The 19824-nt window shown below is 62.7% G+C and carries 21 protein-coding genes; 10 read left to right on the top strand and 11 right to left on the bottom strand.

Annotation, left to right across the window (positions count from 1 at the left end; genetic code table 11):
* Positions 1-49 precede the first annotated feature (49 nt).
* From ACF8EF_RS13450 to mreB, 4 genes are all read right to left on the bottom strand, one after another.
* Positions 50-661 (bottom strand): nucleoside triphosphate pyrophosphatase, encoded by a 612-nt coding sequence (locus tag ACF8EF_RS13450; RefSeq protein WP_176683755.1) that lies wholly within the window; start codon positions 659-661, stop codon positions 50-52.
* Between the two features lie 32 nt (positions 662-693).
* A complete protein-coding gene (gene mreD, locus ACF8EF_RS13445) occupies positions 694-1182 on the bottom strand; it encodes a rod shape-determining protein MreD (protein ID WP_176683756.1) in 489 nt (162 codons plus the stop codon).
* Positions 1182-2234, bottom strand: a complete 1053-nt coding sequence (gene mreC, locus ACF8EF_RS13440) for a rod shape-determining protein MreC (RefSeq protein WP_392461972.1) — start codon at positions 2232-2234, stop codon at positions 1182-1184. The genes mreD and mreC overlap by 1 nt, the downstream gene beginning before the upstream one ends.
* A 166-nt stretch (positions 2235-2400) precedes the next feature.
* Positions 2401-3438: a rod shape-determining protein MreB gene (mreB, locus tag ACF8EF_RS13435; RefSeq protein WP_003255163.1), complete on the bottom strand. Its 1038-nt coding sequence runs from the start codon at positions 3436-3438 to the stop codon at positions 2401-2403.
* A 205-nt stretch (positions 3439-3643) separates the two neighbouring features.
* On the opposite strand from mreB, the gene gatC reads away from it, so the two are divergent.
* From gatC to ACF8EF_RS13410, 5 genes are all read left to right on the top strand, one after another.
* Positions 3644-3931 (top strand): Asp-tRNA(Asn)/Glu-tRNA(Gln) amidotransferase subunit GatC, encoded by a 288-nt coding sequence (gene gatC / locus ACF8EF_RS13430; protein ID WP_003255165.1) that lies wholly within the window; start codon positions 3644-3646, stop codon positions 3929-3931.
* Between the two features lie 15 nt (positions 3932-3946).
* On the top strand, positions 3947-5398 hold the full coding sequence (gene gatA, locus ACF8EF_RS13425; RefSeq protein ID WP_176683757.1) for an Asp-tRNA(Asn)/Glu-tRNA(Gln) amidotransferase subunit GatA: 1452 nt from the start codon (positions 3947-3949) through the stop codon (positions 5396-5398).
* A gap of 11 nt (positions 5399-5409) precedes the next feature.
* Entirely contained in the window at positions 5410-6855 is a 1446-nt protein-coding gene (gatB, locus tag ACF8EF_RS13420; RefSeq protein WP_176683758.1) for an Asp-tRNA(Asn)/Glu-tRNA(Gln) amidotransferase subunit GatB, read from the top strand.
* Positions 6856-6983: 128 nt separating this feature from the next.
* Positions 6984-7358, top strand: a complete 375-nt coding sequence (locus ACF8EF_RS13415) for a septal ring lytic transglycosylase RlpA family protein (protein ID WP_392461937.1) — start codon at positions 6984-6986, stop codon at positions 7356-7358.
* Positions 7359-7418: 60 nt separating this feature from the next.
* Complete coding sequence (locus ACF8EF_RS13410; protein WP_392461936.1) at positions 7419-8462, top strand: calcium/sodium antiporter; 1044 nt, start codon at positions 7419-7421, stop codon at positions 8460-8462.
* Between the two features lie 271 nt (positions 8463-8733).
* Here the strand turns inward: ACF8EF_RS13410 and ACF8EF_RS13405 are convergent, their stop codons facing one another.
* The 3 genes from ACF8EF_RS13405 to ACF8EF_RS13395 all read right to left on the bottom strand — a co-directional run bounded on the left by ACF8EF_RS13405 (position 8734) and on the right by ACF8EF_RS13395 (position 12171).
* On the bottom strand, positions 8734-10095 hold the full coding sequence (locus tag ACF8EF_RS13405) for an amino acid permease (RefSeq protein WP_176683761.1): 1362 nt from the start codon (positions 10093-10095) through the stop codon (positions 8734-8736).
* 56 nt (positions 10096-10151) lie between these two features.
* Positions 10152-11093 (bottom strand): AEC family transporter, encoded by a 942-nt coding sequence (locus tag ACF8EF_RS13400; RefSeq protein WP_176683762.1) that lies wholly within the window; start codon positions 11091-11093, stop codon positions 10152-10154.
* 193 nt (positions 11094-11286) lie between these two features.
* Positions 11287-12171, bottom strand: a complete 885-nt coding sequence (locus ACF8EF_RS13395; RefSeq protein ID WP_392461934.1) for an acyl-CoA dehydrogenase — start codon at positions 12169-12171, stop codon at positions 11287-11289.
* Positions 12172-12330: 159 nt separating this feature from the next.
* Here ACF8EF_RS13395 and olsB point away from each other — a divergent pair, with 159 nt between their 5' ends.
* Positions 12331-13086, top strand: a complete 756-nt coding sequence (olsB, locus tag ACF8EF_RS13390) for an L-ornithine N(alpha)-acyltransferase (protein ID WP_003255175.1) — start codon at positions 12331-12333, stop codon at positions 13084-13086.
* A complete protein-coding gene (locus tag ACF8EF_RS13385) occupies positions 13086-13874 on the top strand; it encodes a lysophospholipid acyltransferase family protein (protein WP_176683764.1) in 789 nt (262 codons plus the stop codon). The genes olsB and ACF8EF_RS13385 overlap by 1 nt, the downstream gene beginning before the upstream one ends.
* A 112-nt stretch (positions 13875-13986) precedes the next feature.
* On the opposite strand, the gene ACF8EF_RS13380 is transcribed toward ACF8EF_RS13385, so the two are convergent.
* Positions 13987-14571, bottom strand: a complete 585-nt coding sequence (locus tag ACF8EF_RS13380; protein WP_176683765.1) for an ACP phosphodiesterase — start codon at positions 14569-14571, stop codon at positions 13987-13989.
* Positions 14572-14721: 150 nt separating this feature from the next.
* On the opposite strand from ACF8EF_RS13380, the gene ACF8EF_RS13375 reads away from it, so the two are divergent.
* Together ACF8EF_RS13375 and ACF8EF_RS13370 are read left to right on the top strand one after the other, a co-directional pair.
* Complete coding sequence (locus ACF8EF_RS13375; RefSeq protein WP_003255178.1) at positions 14722-15024, top strand: helix-turn-helix transcriptional regulator; 303 nt, start codon at positions 14722-14724, stop codon at positions 15022-15024.
* A 17-nt stretch (positions 15025-15041) separates the two neighbouring features.
* Entirely contained in the window at positions 15042-16091 is a 1050-nt protein-coding gene (locus ACF8EF_RS13370) for an alkene reductase (protein WP_176683766.1), read from the top strand.
* A 109-nt stretch (positions 16092-16200) separates the two neighbouring features.
* Here the strand turns inward: ACF8EF_RS13370 and ACF8EF_RS13365 are convergent, their stop codons facing one another.
* From ACF8EF_RS13365 to ACF8EF_RS13355, 3 genes are all read right to left on the bottom strand, one after another.
* Positions 16201-17070 (bottom strand): ATPase, encoded by an 870-nt coding sequence (locus ACF8EF_RS13365; RefSeq protein WP_176683767.1) that lies wholly within the window; start codon positions 17068-17070, stop codon positions 16201-16203.
* A 73-nt stretch (positions 17071-17143) separates the two neighbouring features.
* Entirely contained in the window at positions 17144-18136 is a 993-nt protein-coding gene (locus tag ACF8EF_RS13360) for an NAD(P)-dependent oxidoreductase (RefSeq protein ID WP_176683768.1), read from the bottom strand.
* Between the two features lie 49 nt (positions 18137-18185).
* Positions 18186-19076 carry a LysR family transcriptional regulator ArgP gene (locus ACF8EF_RS13355; protein ID WP_176683769.1) on the bottom strand — a complete coding sequence of 297 codons (891 nt, stop codon included), beginning with the start codon at positions 19074-19076 and terminating at the stop codon, positions 18186-18188.
* 101 nt (positions 19077-19177) lie between these two features.
* On the opposite strand from ACF8EF_RS13355, the gene ACF8EF_RS13350 reads away from it, so the two are divergent.
* Positions 19178-19777 carry a LysE/ArgO family amino acid transporter gene (locus ACF8EF_RS13350; protein WP_003255185.1) on the top strand — a complete coding sequence of 200 codons (600 nt, stop codon included), beginning with the start codon at positions 19178-19180 and terminating at the stop codon, positions 19775-19777.
* Positions 19778-19824 lie beyond the last annotated feature (47 nt).

The following is a 19824-nucleotide window of genomic DNA, read 5'->3' as shown; positions in this document are numbered from 1 at the left end:
GCTCTCGTCAAAGGTTCTTTCTTATGATGGATGGCGTATGCACTGCTGGCTACTGCGGGTTTGTTACCTCTGGCGTATGCGCAAGCGATTGCCAGCAGGCGATGCCGAACTGGCCAAGCAAATCGGCCGTTTCACAGAGCGGCAAGCCGACCACCGCCGAGTAGCTGCCGGAAAGGCCGGTGACGAAAACCGCACCCAGCCCCTGCACGGCATAGCTGCCAGCCTTGTCTGCTGGCTCGCCGCTGGCCCAATAGCGTTGCGCTTCATCGGTGCCGATGGCGCGAAAGCGCACCTTGCTGGTAACGCAAAAACTGTGCACCCGCTGGCCATCGTCCAGGGCGACAGCGGTCAGCACCTGATGCTCACGGCCTGACAGGTCAGCCAGCATGGCCAAGGCATCTTCGCGGTTTTCCGGCTTGCCGAGAATACGACCATCGAGTACCACTGCGGTGTCAGCGCCGAGCACTACAGCCGGGCCATCGATGCTGGCCAGGCCGGCGGCAGCCTTTGCCCGGGCCAGGCGTTCGACGTAGGCAGGGGCGCTTTCGCTGGGTAGCGGAGTTTCATCGACGGGGGCGCTGATGACGATGAACGGCACGCCGATCTGCGTCAGCAGTTCACGACGACGGGGCGAGCCTGAAGCCAGGTATAACGGGGTCATTCAGACATCTCCCTGTCAGCGGCGCGTTGCCGTCAGTTGATATGCAAGCGTCGACGCAGGTCGCGCAAGGCAAAGCTGATCCACGGCCAGAGCAAGGCACTGATCACCGCCGACCAGACCAGCGCCAGGGTGGGTAGGCGGTTGCCGGTCAGTGCGCTGAGCCACAACTGGATCAACTGGGCGATACCAAAGATCACCAGAATGACCAGGCTTTGCTGCCACATGGGGAACATGCGCAGACGCTGCTGCAGGGACAGCACCAGAAAGGTGATGAAGGTAAGAACCAGCGCATTCTGCCCCAACAGGGTGCCATACAGCACGTCCTCGGCCAGGCCCAACACGAACGCCGTGGTCATGCCGACTTTGTTCGGCACGGCAAGGGTCCAGAACGACACCAGCAAGGCCAGCCACATGGGCCGGAACACCTCCATGAACTGCGGCATGGGGGAAACGCTGAGCAGCAGGCCGATGGCGAAAGTAAGCCAGATGATCCAGCCGTTATTGCGGCGTGATGCAGCCATCATTGCCTCCGGAGTTGAGCGGGTGCGGCCGGCGTGGCAGGTGCAGCAGACGGGACTGCTGGCTGCGCGACCGGAGTGGCCGGTGCTGCCGGTGCGACCGACGCGGCAGGCGTGCCAGCGGCGGGTGCGACCTGATCACTGGTAGCGGTCGGATGGCCAGCAGGTGCAGCGCCCTTGCGATCAGCCTCTTCCTGGGCAATGGCGGCATCGGTGGCGCGCTGCTCCGGGCTACGTCGGTCACTGAACACCAGCAGCATATAGCGGCTGCGGTTGAGTGCGGCGGTAGGGATGGCACGAACGATGGCAAAGGGCTGGCCGGAATCGTGGATCACTTCGTTGACCGTGGCCACCGGGTAGCCGGCAGGAAAGCGCTGCCCCATGCCGGAACTGACCAGCAGGTCGCCTTCCTTGATGTCGGCAGTGTCGGCCACATGGCGCAACTCCAGGCGTTCCGGGTTGCCAGTGCCGCTGGCGATGGCACGCAGACCGTTGCGGTTGACCTGCACCGGAATGCTGTGGGTGGTATCGGTCAGCAACAGTACCCGCGCGGTGTAGGGCATCAACTCTACGACCTGGCCCATCAGGCCGCGGGCATCGAGCACCGGCTGGCCCAGGAACACACCATCACGCTCACCCTTGTTGATCAGAATGCGGTGGGTAAACGGGTTGGGGTCGACACCGATCAGCTCGGCCACTTCAACCTTTTCGTTGACCAGCGCCGAAGAGTTGAGCAACTCGCGCAGCCGCACGTTCTGCTCGGTCAGGGCTGCCAGCTTCTGCAGGCGCCCCTGCAGCAGCAGGGCTTCGGTCTTGAGCTTCTCGTTTTCGGCAATCAGCTCGGTGCGGCTACCGAACTGGCCGGCCACACCTTGCCAGGCACGCTGCGGCAAATCGGTGATCCAGTACGATTCCATCAGCACCAGGCCCATCTGGCTGCGCACGGGTTTGAGCACGTCGAAGCGCGCGTCGACAACCATCAACGCGACCGACATCACCACAAGAACGAGGAGGCGAACGCCCAGCGAAGGGCCCTTGGAGAAAAGCGGTTTAATGGGCCGTTCCTCGTGGACGACTCAGGAGGTCATTGGACATGGAACAACGCACCAGCCTGGTTGCGGGTTGACGGATACGGTGCCCCAAACGGGCACCAGCGCAGCACATACAGGTAGCACTGTGTGTACTACCTGTAAACCGGGCGCTCGTGAACAGCGAGCGGGATCACTCGCTGGAGAGCAGGTCCATCGCGTGCTTGTCCATCATTTCCAGGGCGCGACCGCCGCCACGGGCGACGCAGGTCAGCGGGTCCTCGGCAACGATTACCGGCAGGCCGGTTTCCTGGGCCAGCAGTTTGTCGAGGTCACGCAGCAGCGCACCACCACCGGTCAGCACCAGGCCGCGCTCGGCGATGTCCGAAGCAAGCTCGGGCGGCGATTGCTCGAGGGCGCTCTTGACCGCCTGGACGATGGTCGCCAGCGATTCCTGCAGCGCTTCGAGCACTTCGTTGGAGTTCAGGGTGAAGGCACGCGGCACACCTTCGGCCAGGTTGCGGCCACGCACGTCGACTTCACGTACTTCACCACCTGGGTAGGCAGTACCGATTTCCTGCTTGATACGCTCGGCGGTGGATTCGCCGATCAAGCTGCCGTAGTTGCGGCGCACGTAGGTCACGATGGCTTCATCGAAGCGGTCACCGCCCACACGGACGGACTCGGCATAGACCACGCCGTTCAGCGAGATCAGGGCGATTTCAGTGGTACCACCACCGATATCGACGACCATCGAACCGCGGGCCTCTTCAACCGGCAGGCCTGCACCGATGGCAGCGGCCATCGGCTCTTCGATCAGGAACACTTCACGGGCACCCGCACCGAGGGCCGACTCGCGGATGGCGCGGCGCTCTACCTGGGTCGACTTGCACGGCACGCAGATCAGCACGCGCGGGCTTGGCTGCAGGAAGCTGTTCTCGTGAACCTTGTTGATAAAATATTGCAACATTTTTTCGCAGACGCTGAAGTCGGCGATGACGCCGTCCTTCATCGGACGAATGGCTGCAATGTTGCCAGGCGTACGGCCCAGCATGCGTTTGGCTTCGGTACCGACGGCGACGACGCTTTTCTGGTTGCCATGGGTACGGATGGCAACAACCGAGGGTTCATTCAGGACGATACCGCGCTCACGCACGTAAATAAGGGTGTTGGCAGTACCCAGGTCGATCGAAAGATCGCTGGAAAACATGCCACGCAGTTTCTTGAACATGGGAAAGTGACCCTGGGGAAAGCGTGGGTAAAAAAGTGCGGCAAACTCTAACAATGGCAGGGATTTTGGGCAAGGAGCCAATATGTTAAATTGGCTGTTTTTCCGAGCACGCCAGCAGAATTTCGCGGCCGTTAGACCGCCAGAAAGCTGACATGTTCCTCACTGCGGACCCAAATTCCGTTCTTTGTTTCCCTTGGAGATCCTCATGGCGCTTGAACGCTGCGACGTGGAAAAGATCGCCCATCTGGCCCGCCTGGGCCTGAATGATGGCGAACTGCCACGCATTACTGACGCCCTGAACAGCATTCTCGGCCTGGTCGACCAGATGCAAGCGGTCGATACCACTGGCATCGAGCCCCTGGCCCACCCGCTGGAGGCCAGCCAGCGCCTGCGTCCCGACCAAGTCACCGAAAGCAACCAGCGCGACGCCTACCAGGCCATTGCGCCGTCGACCGAAAGCGGTCTGTACCTGGTTCCCAAAGTCATCGAGTAAGGGATAGAGCCTGCCATGCATCAATTGACCCTGGCCGAGATCGCCCGCGGACTCGCCGACAAATCGTTTTCTTCCGAAGAGCTGACCGGCGCGCTACTGGCGCGCATCAAACAGCTCGACCCTCAGATCAACAGCTTCATCAGCATCACCGACGACCTGGCCCTGGGCCAGGCGCGTGCCGCCGATGCCCGTCGCGCCGCTGGCGAAACCGGCGCGCTGCTGGGTGCACCGATCGCCCACAAAGACCTGTTCTGTACCAACGGCGTACGCACCAGCTGCGGCTCGAAGATGCTCGACAACTTCAAGGCGCCCTATGACGCCACCGTGGTCGCCAAGCTGGCCGAAGCCGGCATGGTCACCTTGGGCAAGACCAACATGGACGAGTTCGCCATGGGTTCGGCCAACGAATCCAGCCATTACGGCGCGGTGAAGAACCCGTGGAACCTCGAGCACGTGCCAGGCGGCTCATCCGGTGGTTCGGCCGCTGCAGTGGCCGCGCGCCTGCTGCCCGCCACCACGGGCACCGACACCGGCGGCTCGATCCGCCAGCCCGCGGCACTGACCAACCTCACCGGCCTCAAGCCGACGTACGGTCGTGTGTCACGCTGGGGCATGATCGCCTACGCCTCCAGCCTCGACCAGGGCGGCCCGCTGGCCCGCACCGCCGAAGACTGCGCGCTGCTGCTGCAAGGCATGGCCGGTTTCGACGCCAAGGACTCCACCAGCATCGAAGAGCCGGTGCCGGACTACAGCGCCAACCTGAACGCTTCACTTCAGGGCCTGCGCATCGGCCTGCCGAAAGAGTACTTCGGCGCCGGTCTCGACCCACGCATCGCCGACCTGGTCCAGGCCAGCGTCAAAGAGCTGGAAAAGCTCGGCGCAGTGGTCAAGGAAATCAGCCTGCCGAACATGCAGCATGCCATTCCGGCCTACTACGTGATCGCCCCGGCCGAAGCCTCTTCCAACCTGTCGCGTTTCGACGGCGTACGCTTCGGCTACCGCTGCGAAGAGCCGAAAGACCTCACCGACCTCTACAAGCGCTCACGCGGCGAAGGCTTCGGCGCTGAAGTACAGCGCCGTATCATGGTCGGTACCTACGCCCTGTCGGCCGGCTACTACGACGCCTATTACGTGAAGGCGCAGCAAATCCGCCGCCTGATCAAGAACGACTTCATGGCCGCCTTCAACGATGTCGACCTGATTCTCGGCCCGACCACGCCAAACCCGGCCTGGAAGCTCGGCGCCAAGAGCAGCGACCCGGTTGCCGCCTATCTCGAAGACGTCTACACCATCACCGCCAACCTGGCAGGCCTGCCAGGCCTGTCGATGCCTGCGGGCTTCGTCGACGGCCTGCCGGTCGGCGTGCAACTGCTGGCGCCATACTTCCAGGAAGGCCGCCTGCTCAACGTCGCGCACCGCTACCAACAGGTGACCGACTGGCACACCCGCGCCCCCAACGGCTTCTGAGGAATTCACACATGCAATGGGAAGTTGTGATCGGGCTGGAAATTCACACTCAGCTCGCCACCCAGTCGAAGATCTTCTCCGGCAGCGCTACCACCTTTGGCTCCGAGCCGAATACTCAGGCCAGCCTGGTTGACCTGGGCATGCCCGGCGTACTGCCGGTGCTGAACGAGGAAGCCGTGCGCATGGCGTGCATGTTCGGCCTGGCCATCGATGCCGAGATCGGCAGGCGCAACGTGTTCGCACGCAAGAACTACTTCTACCCGGACCTGCCCAAGGGCTACCAGATCAGCCAGATGGACCTGCCGATCGTCGGCAAGGGCCACCTGGACATCGCACTGGAAGACGGCACCATCAAGCGCATCGGCGTAACCCGCGCGCACCTGGAAGAGGACGCCGGCAAGAGCCTTCACGAAGACTTCAGCGGTTCCACCGGCATCGACCTGAACCGTGCCGGCACCCCGCTGCTGGAAATCGTCTCCGAGCCTGACATGCGCAGCGCCAAGGAAGCCGTCGCCTACGTCAAGGCGATCCACGCGCTGGTGCGCTACCTGGGCATCTGCGACGGCAACATGGCCGAAGGTTCGCTGCGCTGCGACTGCAACGTATCGATCCGCCCGAAAGGCCAGACCGAGTTTGGCACTCGCTGCGAAATCAAGAACGTCAACTCGTTCCGTTTCATCGAGCGCGCGATCAACAGCGAAATCCAGCGCCAGATCGACCTGATCGAAGACGGTGGCAAAGTGGTGCAGGAAACCCGCCTGTACGACCCGAACAAGGACGAAACCCGCTCCATGCGCAGCAAAGAGGAAGCCAACGACTACCGTTACTTCCCCGATCCGGACCTGCTGCCGGTGGTCATCGAGGACAGCTTCCTCGAAACCATCCGCGCCGGCCTGCCGGAGCTGCCACCCCAGAAGGTCGAGCGTTTCCAGAGCCAGTACGGCCTGTCGGCCTACGATGCCAATGTCTTGGCTTCCAGCCGCGAACAGGCGGACTACTTCGAAGAAGTGGTGAAAATCGGGGGTGATGCCAAGCTGGCGGCCAACTGGGTCATGGTCGAACTGGGTAGCCTGCTGAACAAGCTGGGTGTCGAAATCGATCAGGCGCCGGTCAGTGCCGCGCAACTGGGCGGCATGCTGCTGCGCATTCGTGACAACACCATCAGCGGCAAGATTGCCAAGACCGTGTTCGAGGCCATGGCCGCCGGTGAAGGCGATGCCGACAGCATCATCGAGAGCAAAGGCCTGAAGCAGGTTACCGATACAGGTGCGATCGACAAGATGCTCGACGAAATGCTGGCAGCCAATGCCGAGCAGGTCGAACAGTATCGTGCAGCCGATGAGGCCAAGCGCGGCAAGATGTTCGGCTTCTTCGTCGGCCAGGCCATGAAAGCCTCCAAAGGCAAGGCCAACCCGGGGCAGGTGAACCAATTGCTCAAGGCCAAGCTCGAAGGGTGATGATTTTCCCCCTGTAATGCTGCGAGGGCTTCGCCCTCGTTCGCGGCTAAAACCGCTCCTACACAAGCCAGCGCTTTACCTGTAGGGGCGGGTTTACCCGCGAATGGCCGCACCGGAGAGCACCTGACTTGCTAAAACGATCCCTCGGCACCCTCGCCCTGTTTTCTTTCCTGGCCGGTTGCGCCAGCCATGACATCGACCCGCGCGGTTACGACCGGACGGGTACCGCGTCCTATTACGGGTCGCGCCACCACGGCAAACGCACTGCCAGTGGCGAACCATTCAACCAGCACAGCCTTACCGCCGCCCACCGCAGCCTGCCTTTCGGCACGCGAGTACTGGTGACCAACATGGCCAACCGGCGCAGTGTGGTGGTTCGCATCAACGACCGAGGCCCGCACACCCGGGGCCGCCTGATTGACCTGTCTCGCGCAGCAGCAGAAAAAATCGGCATGCTCCGTAGCGGAACAGCGCGCGTCCGGGTACAAGGGCTTAGCGACTGACGCGACAGGAGTCCGACCATTTTCGACCTGGCCACCCTTCCCACTTTTAGCCTGCTGCAAATGGGCGTTGCCCTGCTGTTGCTGGTCGGCGGCGCCGAGCTACTGGTGCGCTCCGCTTTGCGCCTGGCGCAGCGCCTGCACGTTCGCCCGCTGATAATAGGCCTGAGCCTGGTGGCCTTCGGCAGCACCGCGCCACAATTGACCGTAAGCCTGCAGGCTGCCTACCAAGGCGCGCCGGATGTGGCAGTAGGCAGCGTGATCGGCAGCAATATCTTCAACGTACTGGTCATTCTCGGCCTGGCCGCGCTGATCATTCCGCTGCGGGTGTCACGCCAACTGGTGCGTCTGGACATTCCATTGATGATCGTCGCCAGCGGACTGGTGTATGCACTGTCCGCCAATGCCCGCCTGGGCAGGGTTGAAGGGGCACTGCTATTGCTGGGGCTGGCCGGTTACCTGGCAATGCTCTGGCATCAGTCGCGCCACTATGCACGCACCTACCCGGCCCCGGACGCCACCAGGTCCGGGGCCGGGCGCTTCTGGTCAGGTACGCTGTTGCAGGTATTGGTCGGCCTCGGCCTGCTGAGCCTGGCGGGCCACTTGCTGCTGGAAGCTGCCATCGAGGTGGCCACCGACCTGGGCCTGTCCGAGCGCATCATCGGCCTGACGGTGGTCGCCATCTGCACCTCCCTGCCGGAACTGGCCGCTGCGCTGATCGCCGCCTTGCGTGGCGAACGGGAGATCGCCGTGGGCACGGTGATCGGCAGCAACCTGTTCAACCTGCTGGCCGTACTGGGCCTCACCGCACTGATCACCCCGGAGCCACTGTCGATTTCGCCTAACGCGCTATCTTTCGATCTGCCTGTAATGCTCGGCGTTGCCGTCCTGAGCCTGCCAGTGTTCTATTCCAGTTACCGCATCACTCGCGCCGAAGGCCTGGTGTTTCTTTGCCTGTACCTGGCCTACGGCCTGCATGTGGCGGCTTTTACCATGGGTATGCCGCTGGCTGGCCGCCTGGAGCGCTTGATGCTGTTCTATGTACTGCCGGTGCTCGCCACAGTGTTGCTGTACACCACCGTGCGCGCCTGGCGGAGGCAGCATTGAGGGGCATGGAAGGGGCACGCGTCAGGGCCGCCAGACGCATGCCTTTAGGCTTTCATCGCCTGTGAGATCGAGCGCCGCCCGCGCGGCGCTTCGCTTTGGCGCATGCCTCGATATCGCGTCGTACAAACAAGGCGGTCGCGCGCGCCTGGCACAGAACGGACTGGCCCGAAACAAACGTAGGAGCGGGTTTACCCGCGAAGCGCCGCGCGGGCGGCGCTCGATCTCACAGGCGCCGAAAACTTAACGGCATACCCCATACGAACAAACCCGATCAGCCCTTGGCCTGGCGCGCCTTCTTCAACTTGAAGGCAACCCACAGCACAGCGATCCATGCCGGGATCAGCATTACCGAGATGCGAATCGGCGGCGTCAGGTACATCACCACCAGGATCAGCACGATGAATGCCAGGCACAGGTAGTTGGTCAGTGGGTGCCCCAGGCTTTTGTAGAAAGGGGTGATCCCGGCGGCCAGCTTGGCCTGGCGGAACTTCAGATGGGTAATACTGATGCTAGCCCAGTTGATCACCAGCGCAGACACCGCCAACGCCATCAGCAAACCAAAGGCCCCTCCCGGCATCAGGTAATTGATCAGCACGCACAGGCCGGTCGCAAAGGCCGACACGCCCAGCGCGGTCAGCGGCACACCGCTACGGCTTACCTTCAGCAACTGACGCGGCGCATCGCCCTGGCTGGCCAGGCCGAACAGCATCCGGCTATTGGCGTACACACAGCTGTTGTACACCGAGAGCGCAGCCGTCAGCACCACGATATTGAGGATGGTCGCCACCAGGTCGCTGTCCAGTTCGTGGAAGATCATCACGAACGGGCTGCCGCCCTGCACCACCTTCTGCCAAGGGTACAGCGACAACAGCACTGCCAAGGCACCGATGTAAAAAATCAGGATGCGGTACACCACCTGGTTGGTGGCCTTGGGGATGCTCTGGCGCGGGTTGTCGGCTTCGGCAGCCGTGATGCCTACCAACTCCAGGCCACCGAACGAGAACATGATCACCGCCAAGGCCATTACCAGACCAGTGACACCGTTAGGGAAGAAGCCACCGTACTGCCACAGGTTGGCCACGCTGGCATCCGGGCCACCATGGCCGCTGCCCAGCAACCAGGCACCAAAGCCGATCATGCTGACGATGGCGACCACCTTGACCAGGGCGAACCAGAACTCCATCTCGCCATAAACTTTTACCTGGGTCAGGTTGATCAGGTTGATCACCACGAAGAAGATCGCCGCCGTGGCCCAGGTAGGGAAGTCCGGCCACCAGTACTGCACATAGATACCGACCGCCGTCAGCTCGGCCATGCCGACCAGCACGTACACCACCCAGTAATTCCAGCCTGAGACAAAGCCGGCAAACTCGCTCCAGTATTGGTGGGCGAAGTGGCTGAAGCTGCCGGCGACCGGCTCTTCCACCACCATTTCGCCCAGCTGGCGCATGATCAGGAAGGCCATCAGGCCGGCGATGGCGTAGCCCAACAACACGGAGGGGCCGGCCAACTGGATGGTCTGGGCAATGCCCAGGAACAACCCGGTACCGATGGCCCCGCCCAGCGCGATCAGCTGGATATGGCGATTCTTCAGCCCGCGCTGTAACCGCTCGGGCGTGCTCTGGTCTTGCATGAAGTGTCCTTTAGCTCAGTGAGGCAGTGTTGTTGCTGTTATTTGCAGTCAAGGATCTAGATCCATCCGCCCCACTGCAAGATGAAAATACCAATGTTGGTGGTGATCGCCGCCATTAGCGTGGTGATCACGATGATCGACGCGGCCAGTTCATGATTGCCGTTGGCCGCCCTCGCCATCACGTAGCTGGCCGCAGCGGTCGGGCTGCCTATGTACAGGAACAGGATGCCCAGCTCCGCCCCGCGAAACCCGCACAACCAGGCCCCAAGGGTACCGAGCAGCGGCAGCCAGAGCATTTTCACGAGGCTGGCATCGATGGCCAGCCGACCACAGTTACGCAGGGCTGCCAGCGACAGCGTGCCGCCGATACAGATCAGCGCCAGCGGCAGGGTCATCTGCGCCAGGTAGTCGCCCGAGGTCAGCAGCCAGTTGGGCAGCGGCACCTGGCCATAAGCCATGGGAGCGGCCACCAGCACGCTGATGATCAGCGGGTTGCTGAAAATGCTCTTGCAGATACTCCACGGGTCGGACTTGAGGTCCGGGCTGTACACCGCCAGCACCACCGCGGACAGCGAGTTGTACATGAGGATGACCAGGCCTGCGAGCACCGCCCCCAGGGAGATGCCATAGTCACCGTACAGGCTGGCGGCCAGGGCCAGGCCTATCACACCGTTGTTGCCGCGGAATGCGCCCTGGGTATAGATGCCCCGGTCGGCCATCGGGCTGCGCCAGATGGCCATGCCCCAGGCAATGGCGAAACCGGCCAAAGTGGCGACGATGAAATACAGGAGGACGCCGGGTTTGACCGCTGCGGCCAGGTCGGCGTGATAGATGCCGAGAAACAGCAGCGCCGGCATGCAGACGTTGAACACCAGCTGCGAGGCGACACGGTTGAAGTTGTCGTCGATCAAGTGTATGCGTTTGAGCAGGACGCCCATGAACAGCATGGCGAAAACCGGTGCCGTGATGTTCAGGGTCTGGATAAGAAGGGCGAGCATGCGCAAGCGATCCTGGAGGGGGTTGCCGTCAGGCGGCCAATGATACGTCAACGGCCGGGATTTGCGGGGATCAAGCGCGATAAAAGGAATGTCTTTTCAGGTTATCCGCTGCCCGTACCGGCCTCATTGCACGCCCCCCACCGACTAGCACGCCGCGACTCATCGGTTCATACAAACCCGTGTCAGCCAGTCATTACAACCCCGCAGCAACCCAAGCCTTGTTCAGCCGCTTCTCCCGCGCCGACGCCGCCAGCGCCATCACCCCCTGGTCACGCTGCCAGATTTGCGCCCAATGCACCGGCCCTGCCGCCAACGCTGCATCGATCTCCCCCCGCAACGCCTGGAACTGCGCAAACAACCCGCCCAGCAACAAGTGACACCCCATGCTATCGGCACACTGCCGGCTCCCCTCGGCACAGCCGGCCAACAGCCCGAGCAACTGCAGGCGCAGCCCCTGCGGCCAGGCGCACTCCTGCCCCACGCCATACAACCAGGCGGTCAGCGCCGTGAGTACATACAAGTCCTCCAGCGAACGGAACGGCTTCACATAGGCATCCCAGCCGTCACCGGCCAGCAACTCGCACGATGCCTGCTCCAGCAGCAATCGGCCATGACCGACTTCCGGCATCAGCGGCAGGGTTGGCAATGGCTCCAGTGTCACCCCCGGCTCCCCGGGGTAAACCACCGCCAGGCTCAGTTGCGGCGCAGCGCCAGCCGCTTCGCTACGCGCCGCCACCAGCAACCACTCCGCCTCCAGCCCCGCGGTAACGAAGTCTTTGCAACCCGACAGCCGCAGAGCGTCCAGCCGTGTGTGCATGTCTGCCGGCCGCACGCTGCGCCGCTCGGTGGCACACAAGGCGCCAAGGCTGTGCGGCGCACTGGGCCACAGCACGCGAAGGGCAGCCTGGTAACCCACCAGGAAGGCCAGGCCCGGGGTGGCCATTGCACGCCCGCCCAGTACCGCCAGTTCGAACGGGGCAACCGTGCCGAGGCGCTCAAGCAGCGCGGCGTAGGTTTCGCCCAGGGTGCCTGTCGGCGCGAGGCGAAGCGGATCGTTGAGTCGTTGCAACCAGGCCATGGAACAGCTCCTTGCTGGAGGGCTTTCAGTTAAGGCTCAGGGTTGTCACGCAAGCATCACCAAAGATTCACAGGGGTGACACTGGGTCTACCTAGGCTGACTTTGCACAACAAAGCCGACCGGCCGCAACCCTTCTTGGCTGGCTTATGGAGACTCGTAATGACTCGGATCGCTACCGCTGGCGACTACAGCACTGAACGCCGTCTGCAAGCCGAACGCCTGGTTGGCGCCGCGGCGCTGCAAGAAGCCCAGGCCCTGCGCTATACAGTATTCAGCGCAGAGTTCAAGGCCAAGCTCAAAGGTGCCGAGCAAGGCCTGGACATGGACGACTACGACGTGCACTGCCGCCACATTGGTGTACGCGACCTGAGCACCGGCGAACTGGTTGCCACCACCCGCCTGCTCGATCACCAGGCTGCCAGCAGCCTGGGCCGGTTCTACAGCGAAGAAGAGTTCAGCCTGCACGGCCTGTTGCAGCTGCAAGGCCCGATCCTCGAGCTGGGCCGTACCTGCGTGGCCCCCGACTACCGCAACGGCGGCACCATCGCCGTGCTCTGGGGCGAACTGGCCGAGGTGCTCAACGAGGGCCGCTACAGCTATCTGATGGGCTGCGCCAGTATCCCCATGCAGGACGGCGGCGTGCAGGCCCATGCAGTGATGCAGCGCCTGCGTGAGCGTTACCTGTGCACCGAACACCTGCGTGCCGAGCCGAAAAACCCGCTGCCGAAACTGGCCTTGCCCAATAACGTCATTGCCGAAATGCCACCGCTGCTCAAGGCCTACATGCGCCTGGGGGCGAAAATTTGTGGCGAGCCATGCTGGGACGAAGATTTCCAGGTGGCCGACGTGTTCATCCTGCTCAAACGCGACGAGCTGTGCCCACGCTACGCCCGCCACTTCAAGGCGGCGGTCTGATGCCGAAGTTGCGGGTACTGGCCCGCCTCATCCGACTGCTGCTGGTGCTGGCGCAGGGCATGCTGATGGCCAGCATTATCGCCTTGGGTGAGCGCCTGGGCTTCAAGGCGCCGATCGAACGGCGCCAGCGCTGGACCTGTCTGTTCATGAAACGCCTGGTCGCCGCCCTGCCCTTCGACGTGAAGGTAGTTGGCGAACTTCCACAGCGGCCGATGCTGTGGGTCAGCAATCATGTTTCCTGGACCGACATTCCCCTGCTTGGCATGCTCACGCCGCTGTCTTTCCTGTCCAAGGCCGAAGTGCGTCACTGGCCGGTGGCCGGCTGGCTGGCGGAAAAGGCCGGCACGCTGTTCATTCGCCGTGGTGGTGGCGACAGTCAGCGCCTGCGCGAACAGATTGCCGGGCAACTGGGGCTGGCTCGTCCGCTGTTGATCTTCCCCGAAGGCACCACTACCAGCGGCCGCACGTTGCGCACCTTTCATGGCCGCCTGCTGGCAGGTGCCATCGACCGTGGCGTGGCGGTGCAGCCAGTCGCTGTTCAGTACCTGCGTGATGGCCAGATCGACCCGGTAGCGCCGTTCATTGGTGAGGACGACCTGGTGTCCCACCTGATGCGCCTGTTTGCCCTGCCGCGGGGCGAGGTGTGCATCCACCTGCTGCAGCCAATAGGTAGCGTGGGCAAGGAACGTGCAGCGCTGGCGTTGCAGGCACAGCAGGCGATTCACCTGACGCTGTTCGGGGTTGAAGACGTAAAGATGGCGCCACGTCGGCAGGCGCGGGCTGCCTGAATGCTTGCACGGCCTGTTCTGGCCCTTTCGCGGGTGAACCCGCTCCTACACCGATCGCATTCCCCGTAGGAGCGGGTTTACCCGCGAAGAGGCCAGTATCACCCACACACCTCTAACGGTCAGACATCCGCCCTACCGCCGCAAACGCCTGCAACTGCGGGTAAAACTCGCGAAAATCCGCCAGCAGCGGCTCATACAGCCGCTCCAGTTCCACCATCACCCCAACCATCCCCTCTGGCCGCGACAAACGTCGGGCAATACCGTTGAACACCTGCTCCAGAGTGGCAAAATCGCCATACGCCCCGAGCCAGTCATCCGCTGCCATGAACGGCGCAATCCGCGCCAACCGCCCAGGCAGCTCGGGCTCTGCCAGCAGTACCCGATAAAACGCGCCAGTGAACTGCTCCAGCGGCTGCTCGGCGTAATGGCTCCAATGCCGTGCCAGGCAATGGTCGAAAAACACATCCAGGACGATGCCGGCAAAGCGCCGCCGCTCGCGCGGAAAACGTGCCAGAGCCGCCAGCACCAACGGGTGCTGGTCAGTGTAACTGTCGATATGCCGGTGCAGCCGGATGGCCGCCTCCAGCGCAGGCGGAAAGCGCCCTTCCAACGAGCCTTTGACAAAGTCGCCGTAAAGGCTGCCAAGCAATTGTTGCGGCGCCGGGCCGCCCAGGTGCAAGTGTGCGAGGTAGTTCATGAGCGCAGTCTAGCACCGCCGCCCGACATATCGTTATAACGCGATATATCGATTCGTGCTCAGCTCAGAACGCCTTCGTATTTGTATATCGAAATACAGCGAATTATATTTCGTCCTATCGCGATATACCGCTACAGCGAACCTCAAACCATGCCACTCGATCTCGACGAAATCATAAAAGCACTGGCCCACCCGGTCAGGCGAGAAATTCTCAGCTGGCTGAAAGACCCGGCAACCCAGTTCCCAGACCAGTACCACAGCACCGAAAACGGTGTGTGTGCCGGGCAAATCGACCAACGCTGCGGCCTGTCGCAGTCGACCGTCTCTGCCCACCTGGCCACGTTGCAGCGCGCCGGGCTTATCAGCAGCCAGAAGATCGGCCAATGGCACTTCTTCAAACGCGACGAAGCCACCATCCAGGCGTTTCTCGAACAACTGCGCCAAGCACTTTGACAAGGCAGGTAACCGCTATGACCACGCTTTTCGATCCGATCAAACTGGGCGACCTGCAACTGCCCAACCGTATCATCATGGCCCCGCTGACCCGCTGCCGCGCCGATGAAGGCCGCGTGCCCAATGCGCTGATGGCCGAATACTACGTACAACGTGCCAGCGCCGGGCTGATCCTCAGCGAGGCGACTTCGGTCAGCCCCATGGGCGTCGGCTACCCAGATACCCCCGGCATCTGGAACGATGAACAGGTACGTGGCTGGAACAACGTGACAAAGGCCGTGCATGCCGCGGGCGGTCGCATCTTCCTGCAACTGTGGCACGTGGGTCGTATCTCCCACCCCAGCTATCTGAATGGCGAACTGCCTGTGGCCCCCAGCGCGATCCAGCCCAAGGGCCATGTGAGCCTGGTGCGCCCACTGAGTGACTACCCTACCCCGCGGGCGCTGGAAACCGAAGAAATCAACGACATCGTCGAGGCCTACCGCAGTGGTGCCGAAAATGCCAAGGCTGCCGGTTTCGATGGTGTGGAGATCCATGGCGCCAACGGTTACCTGCTCGACCAGTTCCTGCAAAGCAGCACCAACCAGCGCACCGACCGTTACGGTGGCTCGCTGGAAAACCGCGCGCGCCTGTTGCTGGAGGTGACCGATGCGGCCATTGAAGTGTGGGGCGCGCAGCGCGTAGGTGTGCACCTGGCACCGCGTACCGACGCCCACGACATGGGCGACGCCGACCGCGCCGAGACCTTCACCTATGTGGCCCGAGAGCTGGGCAAACGCGGCATCGCCTTCATCTGCTCACGGGAGCGGGAAGCCGACGACAGCATCGGGCCGCTGATCAAAGAGGCATTCGGTGGCCCGTACATCGTCAACGAGCGGTTCGACAAGGCCAGTGCCAATGCGGCCTTGGCCAGTGGCAAAGCGGATGCCGTGGCGTTTGGAGTGCCATTCATCGCCAACCCCGACCTGCCGGCACGGCTGGCAGCGGATGCACCGTTGAACGAGGCACACCCCGAAACCTTCTATGGCAAGGGGCCGGTGGGTTACATCGATTATCCGCGGTTGTGATCGAGGGCCATTCGCGGGCACGCCCGCTCCCACCGGTACAGCGAAAAGCTTGAAAGCTGTTCTTGATCCTGTGGGAGCGATCGTGCCCGCGAACAAGGCTCAGCTGATGTCACGGACGGGCGTTGATCTGTTGCTGCAGGTTCTGAATCTGGCTCTGCAGCGTATTCAGGTTACGCGTCATCTGCGCACGGAAGGCATCGAACTCCTTCACCGAAGCACCACTGGAGGACGCCGCAGCCGGGCGGTTGTCGATCTGGCTCTTGAGCACGACCATGTCCTGCTCCAGGCTCTGGATAGCCGCACTCGGGTTACCCTGCTTCTTCAACGCGGCCACCTCGCCACCCAAACTCTTGAGCTGGCCGTCCAGCTTGCCGCCATCCACCTGCGCAGCCTTCAGCGCGGCAACCTGCTCGTTCAGGCTCTTCAACTGGGCATCAAGCTTGCCACCATCGACCTGGCCCGAACGCAGCGCCGCCAGCTCACCATTCACCAGCTTCAACTGCGCCTGCAACTGGCTTTGCAGCTCGGTCACGGCCTTCTGCTGTTCTCGGGTATCGGCCAGCACCTGCTCCAGACGCTTGCCCAGGTCGCCGGTCTGTCCGGCAACACCCTTCTGCAACTGGCGCAGCTGCAGCTTCAATGCCTCAGTGCTGGTAGTGGCGCCTGACTCGCTGGCCGCCACTTTGCCACTGATCGCCTGAAGTCGCCCAGCCGCCTCCTCACTGATGCGGGCAAAGCTTTCCTGGGTCGCCACCAGTTGCTGCTCCATCAGCGAGATCTGCTGGAAGCTCCACCAGCCCAGGCCCGCCAACGCGATGAACGAGGCACCGATCAAAGCCCACAACGGCGCCGTGCTGGCCCCGCGGGTGGCTTTCTGGCGGCTGCGCATCACATGCGCCGGTATCAGTTCGTCATCATCAACGGTGCCCGCACGCAAGGCAGGCACGTCATCGAAGTCATCGTGAGCATGGTTACGCATGTAGAGATTCAACCGCGGTAGTCACAAAGAGGCACGAGTATAAACCGCCAACGGGGTGCATTGATGACCATTATCAGCCGGGCGGCAAATGCTTCCACCAGCCACAGAATTCATCCACCGCCGTCCACAGGCTGACCTTGGGCTCATAGCCCAGGTACTGCCGGGCACGGCTGATATCCAGGGTGAAATCACGGCTCATCACCTGCATTCCAAGGCGCGACAAGGTCGGTTGCGGACGCCCTGGCCATAACATGCAGGCCGCCTCGTTCAGCGCGGCCAGGCTGTAGGCAAGGCCATAGGAACGGTAGCGGGTCACCTGGGGAAGCTGCATCTGGCGCATCACGTAGTTGACCACGTCCCACAGCGGCAGTGGCTGGCCGTTGCTTATGTTGTAAGCCTGGCCCAGCGCCCGGTCATCAGCGAACAATGCACTCAGCAGCGCCTCGTTGAGGTTGTGGACACTGGTGAAATCGACCTTGTTCAGGCCATTACCGATGATCGCCACACGCCCTTTGCGCTGCATCTGCATCAGCCGCGGGAAGATACTGGCATCGCCAGCGCCGGTGACGAAGCGCGGACGCAGCGCCAGCACTTCTAGGCCGAACTCCTGGGCACCGAACACTTTCTGCTCGGCCAGGTACTTGGTTTGCCCATAGTGATCGTGGAAGCGACGCGGCACCTGGTCTTCACGGATGTCCAGACGCGAACGGCCATTGAAATAGATCGACGGCGAAGACAGATGCACCAGGCGCCGCACATGCTCCTTCAGGCAGCCCTCGACCACGTTCTCGGTCACCACCACGTTGCCCTGGTAGAAATCCTGATAGCGCCCCCAGTTCCCCACCGCGCCAGCGCAGTGCACCACGGCTTCGACACCCTGGCACAAACGCCGGGCCAGCTCGGCGTCACCCAGGTCGCCCGGGATGAACTGTGCGCCACGCTTGACCAGGTGCTCGACCCCTTCGGCACGGCGGCCGCTGACGCGCACGTCCAGGCCTTGCTCCAGGGCGAAACGCGCAAAGCGCCCGCCAATGAAGCCACTCGCGCCGGTGACCAGAATTCGCATGTAACACTCCGTCTTGCCAGATTTCAGATGCAACTGACGCCAGCCATGGCTACAAGGGCACCAGCCAATGTTGTGCGGTGTGCCGCAGGTGGTCGGTCAATTGCGCGAGCAATTGCCCGCCATTGCGCCAATGATGCCAGTACAGCGGTACATCGATGGGGGTATCGCGACAGATTTCCACCAATTGCCCACTGGCCAGTTGCTCCCGGGCCTGCAGTTCGGGCACCAGGCCCCACCCCAACCCAGCCTCGGTCATGCGCAGGAAGCCTTCGGATGAAGGGCACAGGTGGTGCAGGAAACCACCCTCTATGCCCAGCGATGCCAGGTAGCGATGCTGCAGAAAATCGTCCGGGCCGTACACGATCGCCGGGGTACGGGCCAAGCGGCTGGCGACAAAACCTTGGGGGAAGTGCCGCGCCATGAACACGGGACTGGCCAGCGCCCGGTAGCGCATGGCCCCCAGGGGCAAACTGCGTGCGCCGGCTACCGGCCGCTCACTCCCACACAGGCAGGCTGCCACTTCGCCGGCACGCATGCGTTTAAGGCCCACTTCCTGGTCCTCAACCACCAGGTCGGTCAGCACGTTCTGTTGTGCGCAGAAGTTGCCCACCGCGCCGGCCCACCAGGTGGCCAGGCTATCGGCGTTGAGGGCGATGCGCAGGCGCTCCGGCATGCCCTCTTCGTCCAGCGCCGGTACCTGGCGCTGCAGGTCGCGCTCGAGCAGGCGCACCTGCTGCACATGGTTGAGTAGCTGGCGGCCGACTTCGGTCGTGCCGGGCGGCGTGGCACGCACCAGTACCGGCTGGCCGACCCGCGCCTCAAGCAACTTGATGCGCTGGGAAATGGCCGACTGCGACAAGCCCAGTACCTGCGCTGCACGCTCGAAACCGCCTTGTTCGATCACTGCCGCAAGGGCAGCCAGCAGCTTGTAGTCGAACATCGATTTTCCTAATGGGTGATCAGCTTTATTTGTTTTTCTTATACAGCGCCGAACATCACAATGGCCAGCATCTTCCGTGACCCTTTTTGGAGAGCCCTGCCATGTGGCAAAGCTATCTCAATGGCATGCTGGTGGCCTTCGGCCTGATCATGGCCATCGGCGCCCAGAACGCCTTCGTCCTCGCCCAGAGCCTGCGTCGTGAGCATCATCTGCCGGTGGCAGCACTGTGCATCGTCTGTGATGCCATCCTCGTGGCCGCCGGGGTATTCGGCCTGGCCACCGTGCTGGCACATAATCCGACCTTGCTGGCGATTGCCCGCTGGGGCGGCGCGGTGTTCCTGATCTGGTACGGCGCCAAGGCGCTGCGTAGCGCCTGCTCCAAGCAGAGCCTGCAGCACCAGCAAGGCCAGGGCGTTCGCTCACGTCGCGCCGTGCTGCTCAGCGCCCTGGCGGTGACCCTGCTGAACCCGCACGTGTACCTCGACACGGTGTTGCTGATCGGCTCGCTGGGCGCCCAACAGTCCGCCCCTGGCGCCTACGTGGCCGGGGCGGCCAGCGCTTCGCTGCTGTGGTTCTCGACCCTGGCCATTGGCGCGGCGTGGCTGGCACCGTGGCTGGCGCGGCCGGCGACCTGGCGCATGCTCGACCTGATGGTGGCAGTGATGATGTTTGCGGTGGCTGCGCAACTGATCTTCAACTGACCTCGGGGCTTGGCGCGGCATATTCATCGACTGCAAGATCGAGCGAC

Source organism: Pseudomonas sp. zjy_15 (assembly GCF_043101865.1).
GTDB classification, from domain to species: domain Bacteria; phylum Pseudomonadota; class Gammaproteobacteria; order Pseudomonadales; family Pseudomonadaceae; genus Aquipseudomonas; species Aquipseudomonas putida_Y.
This window is presented reverse-complemented; position numbering and strand designations above follow the sequence as displayed.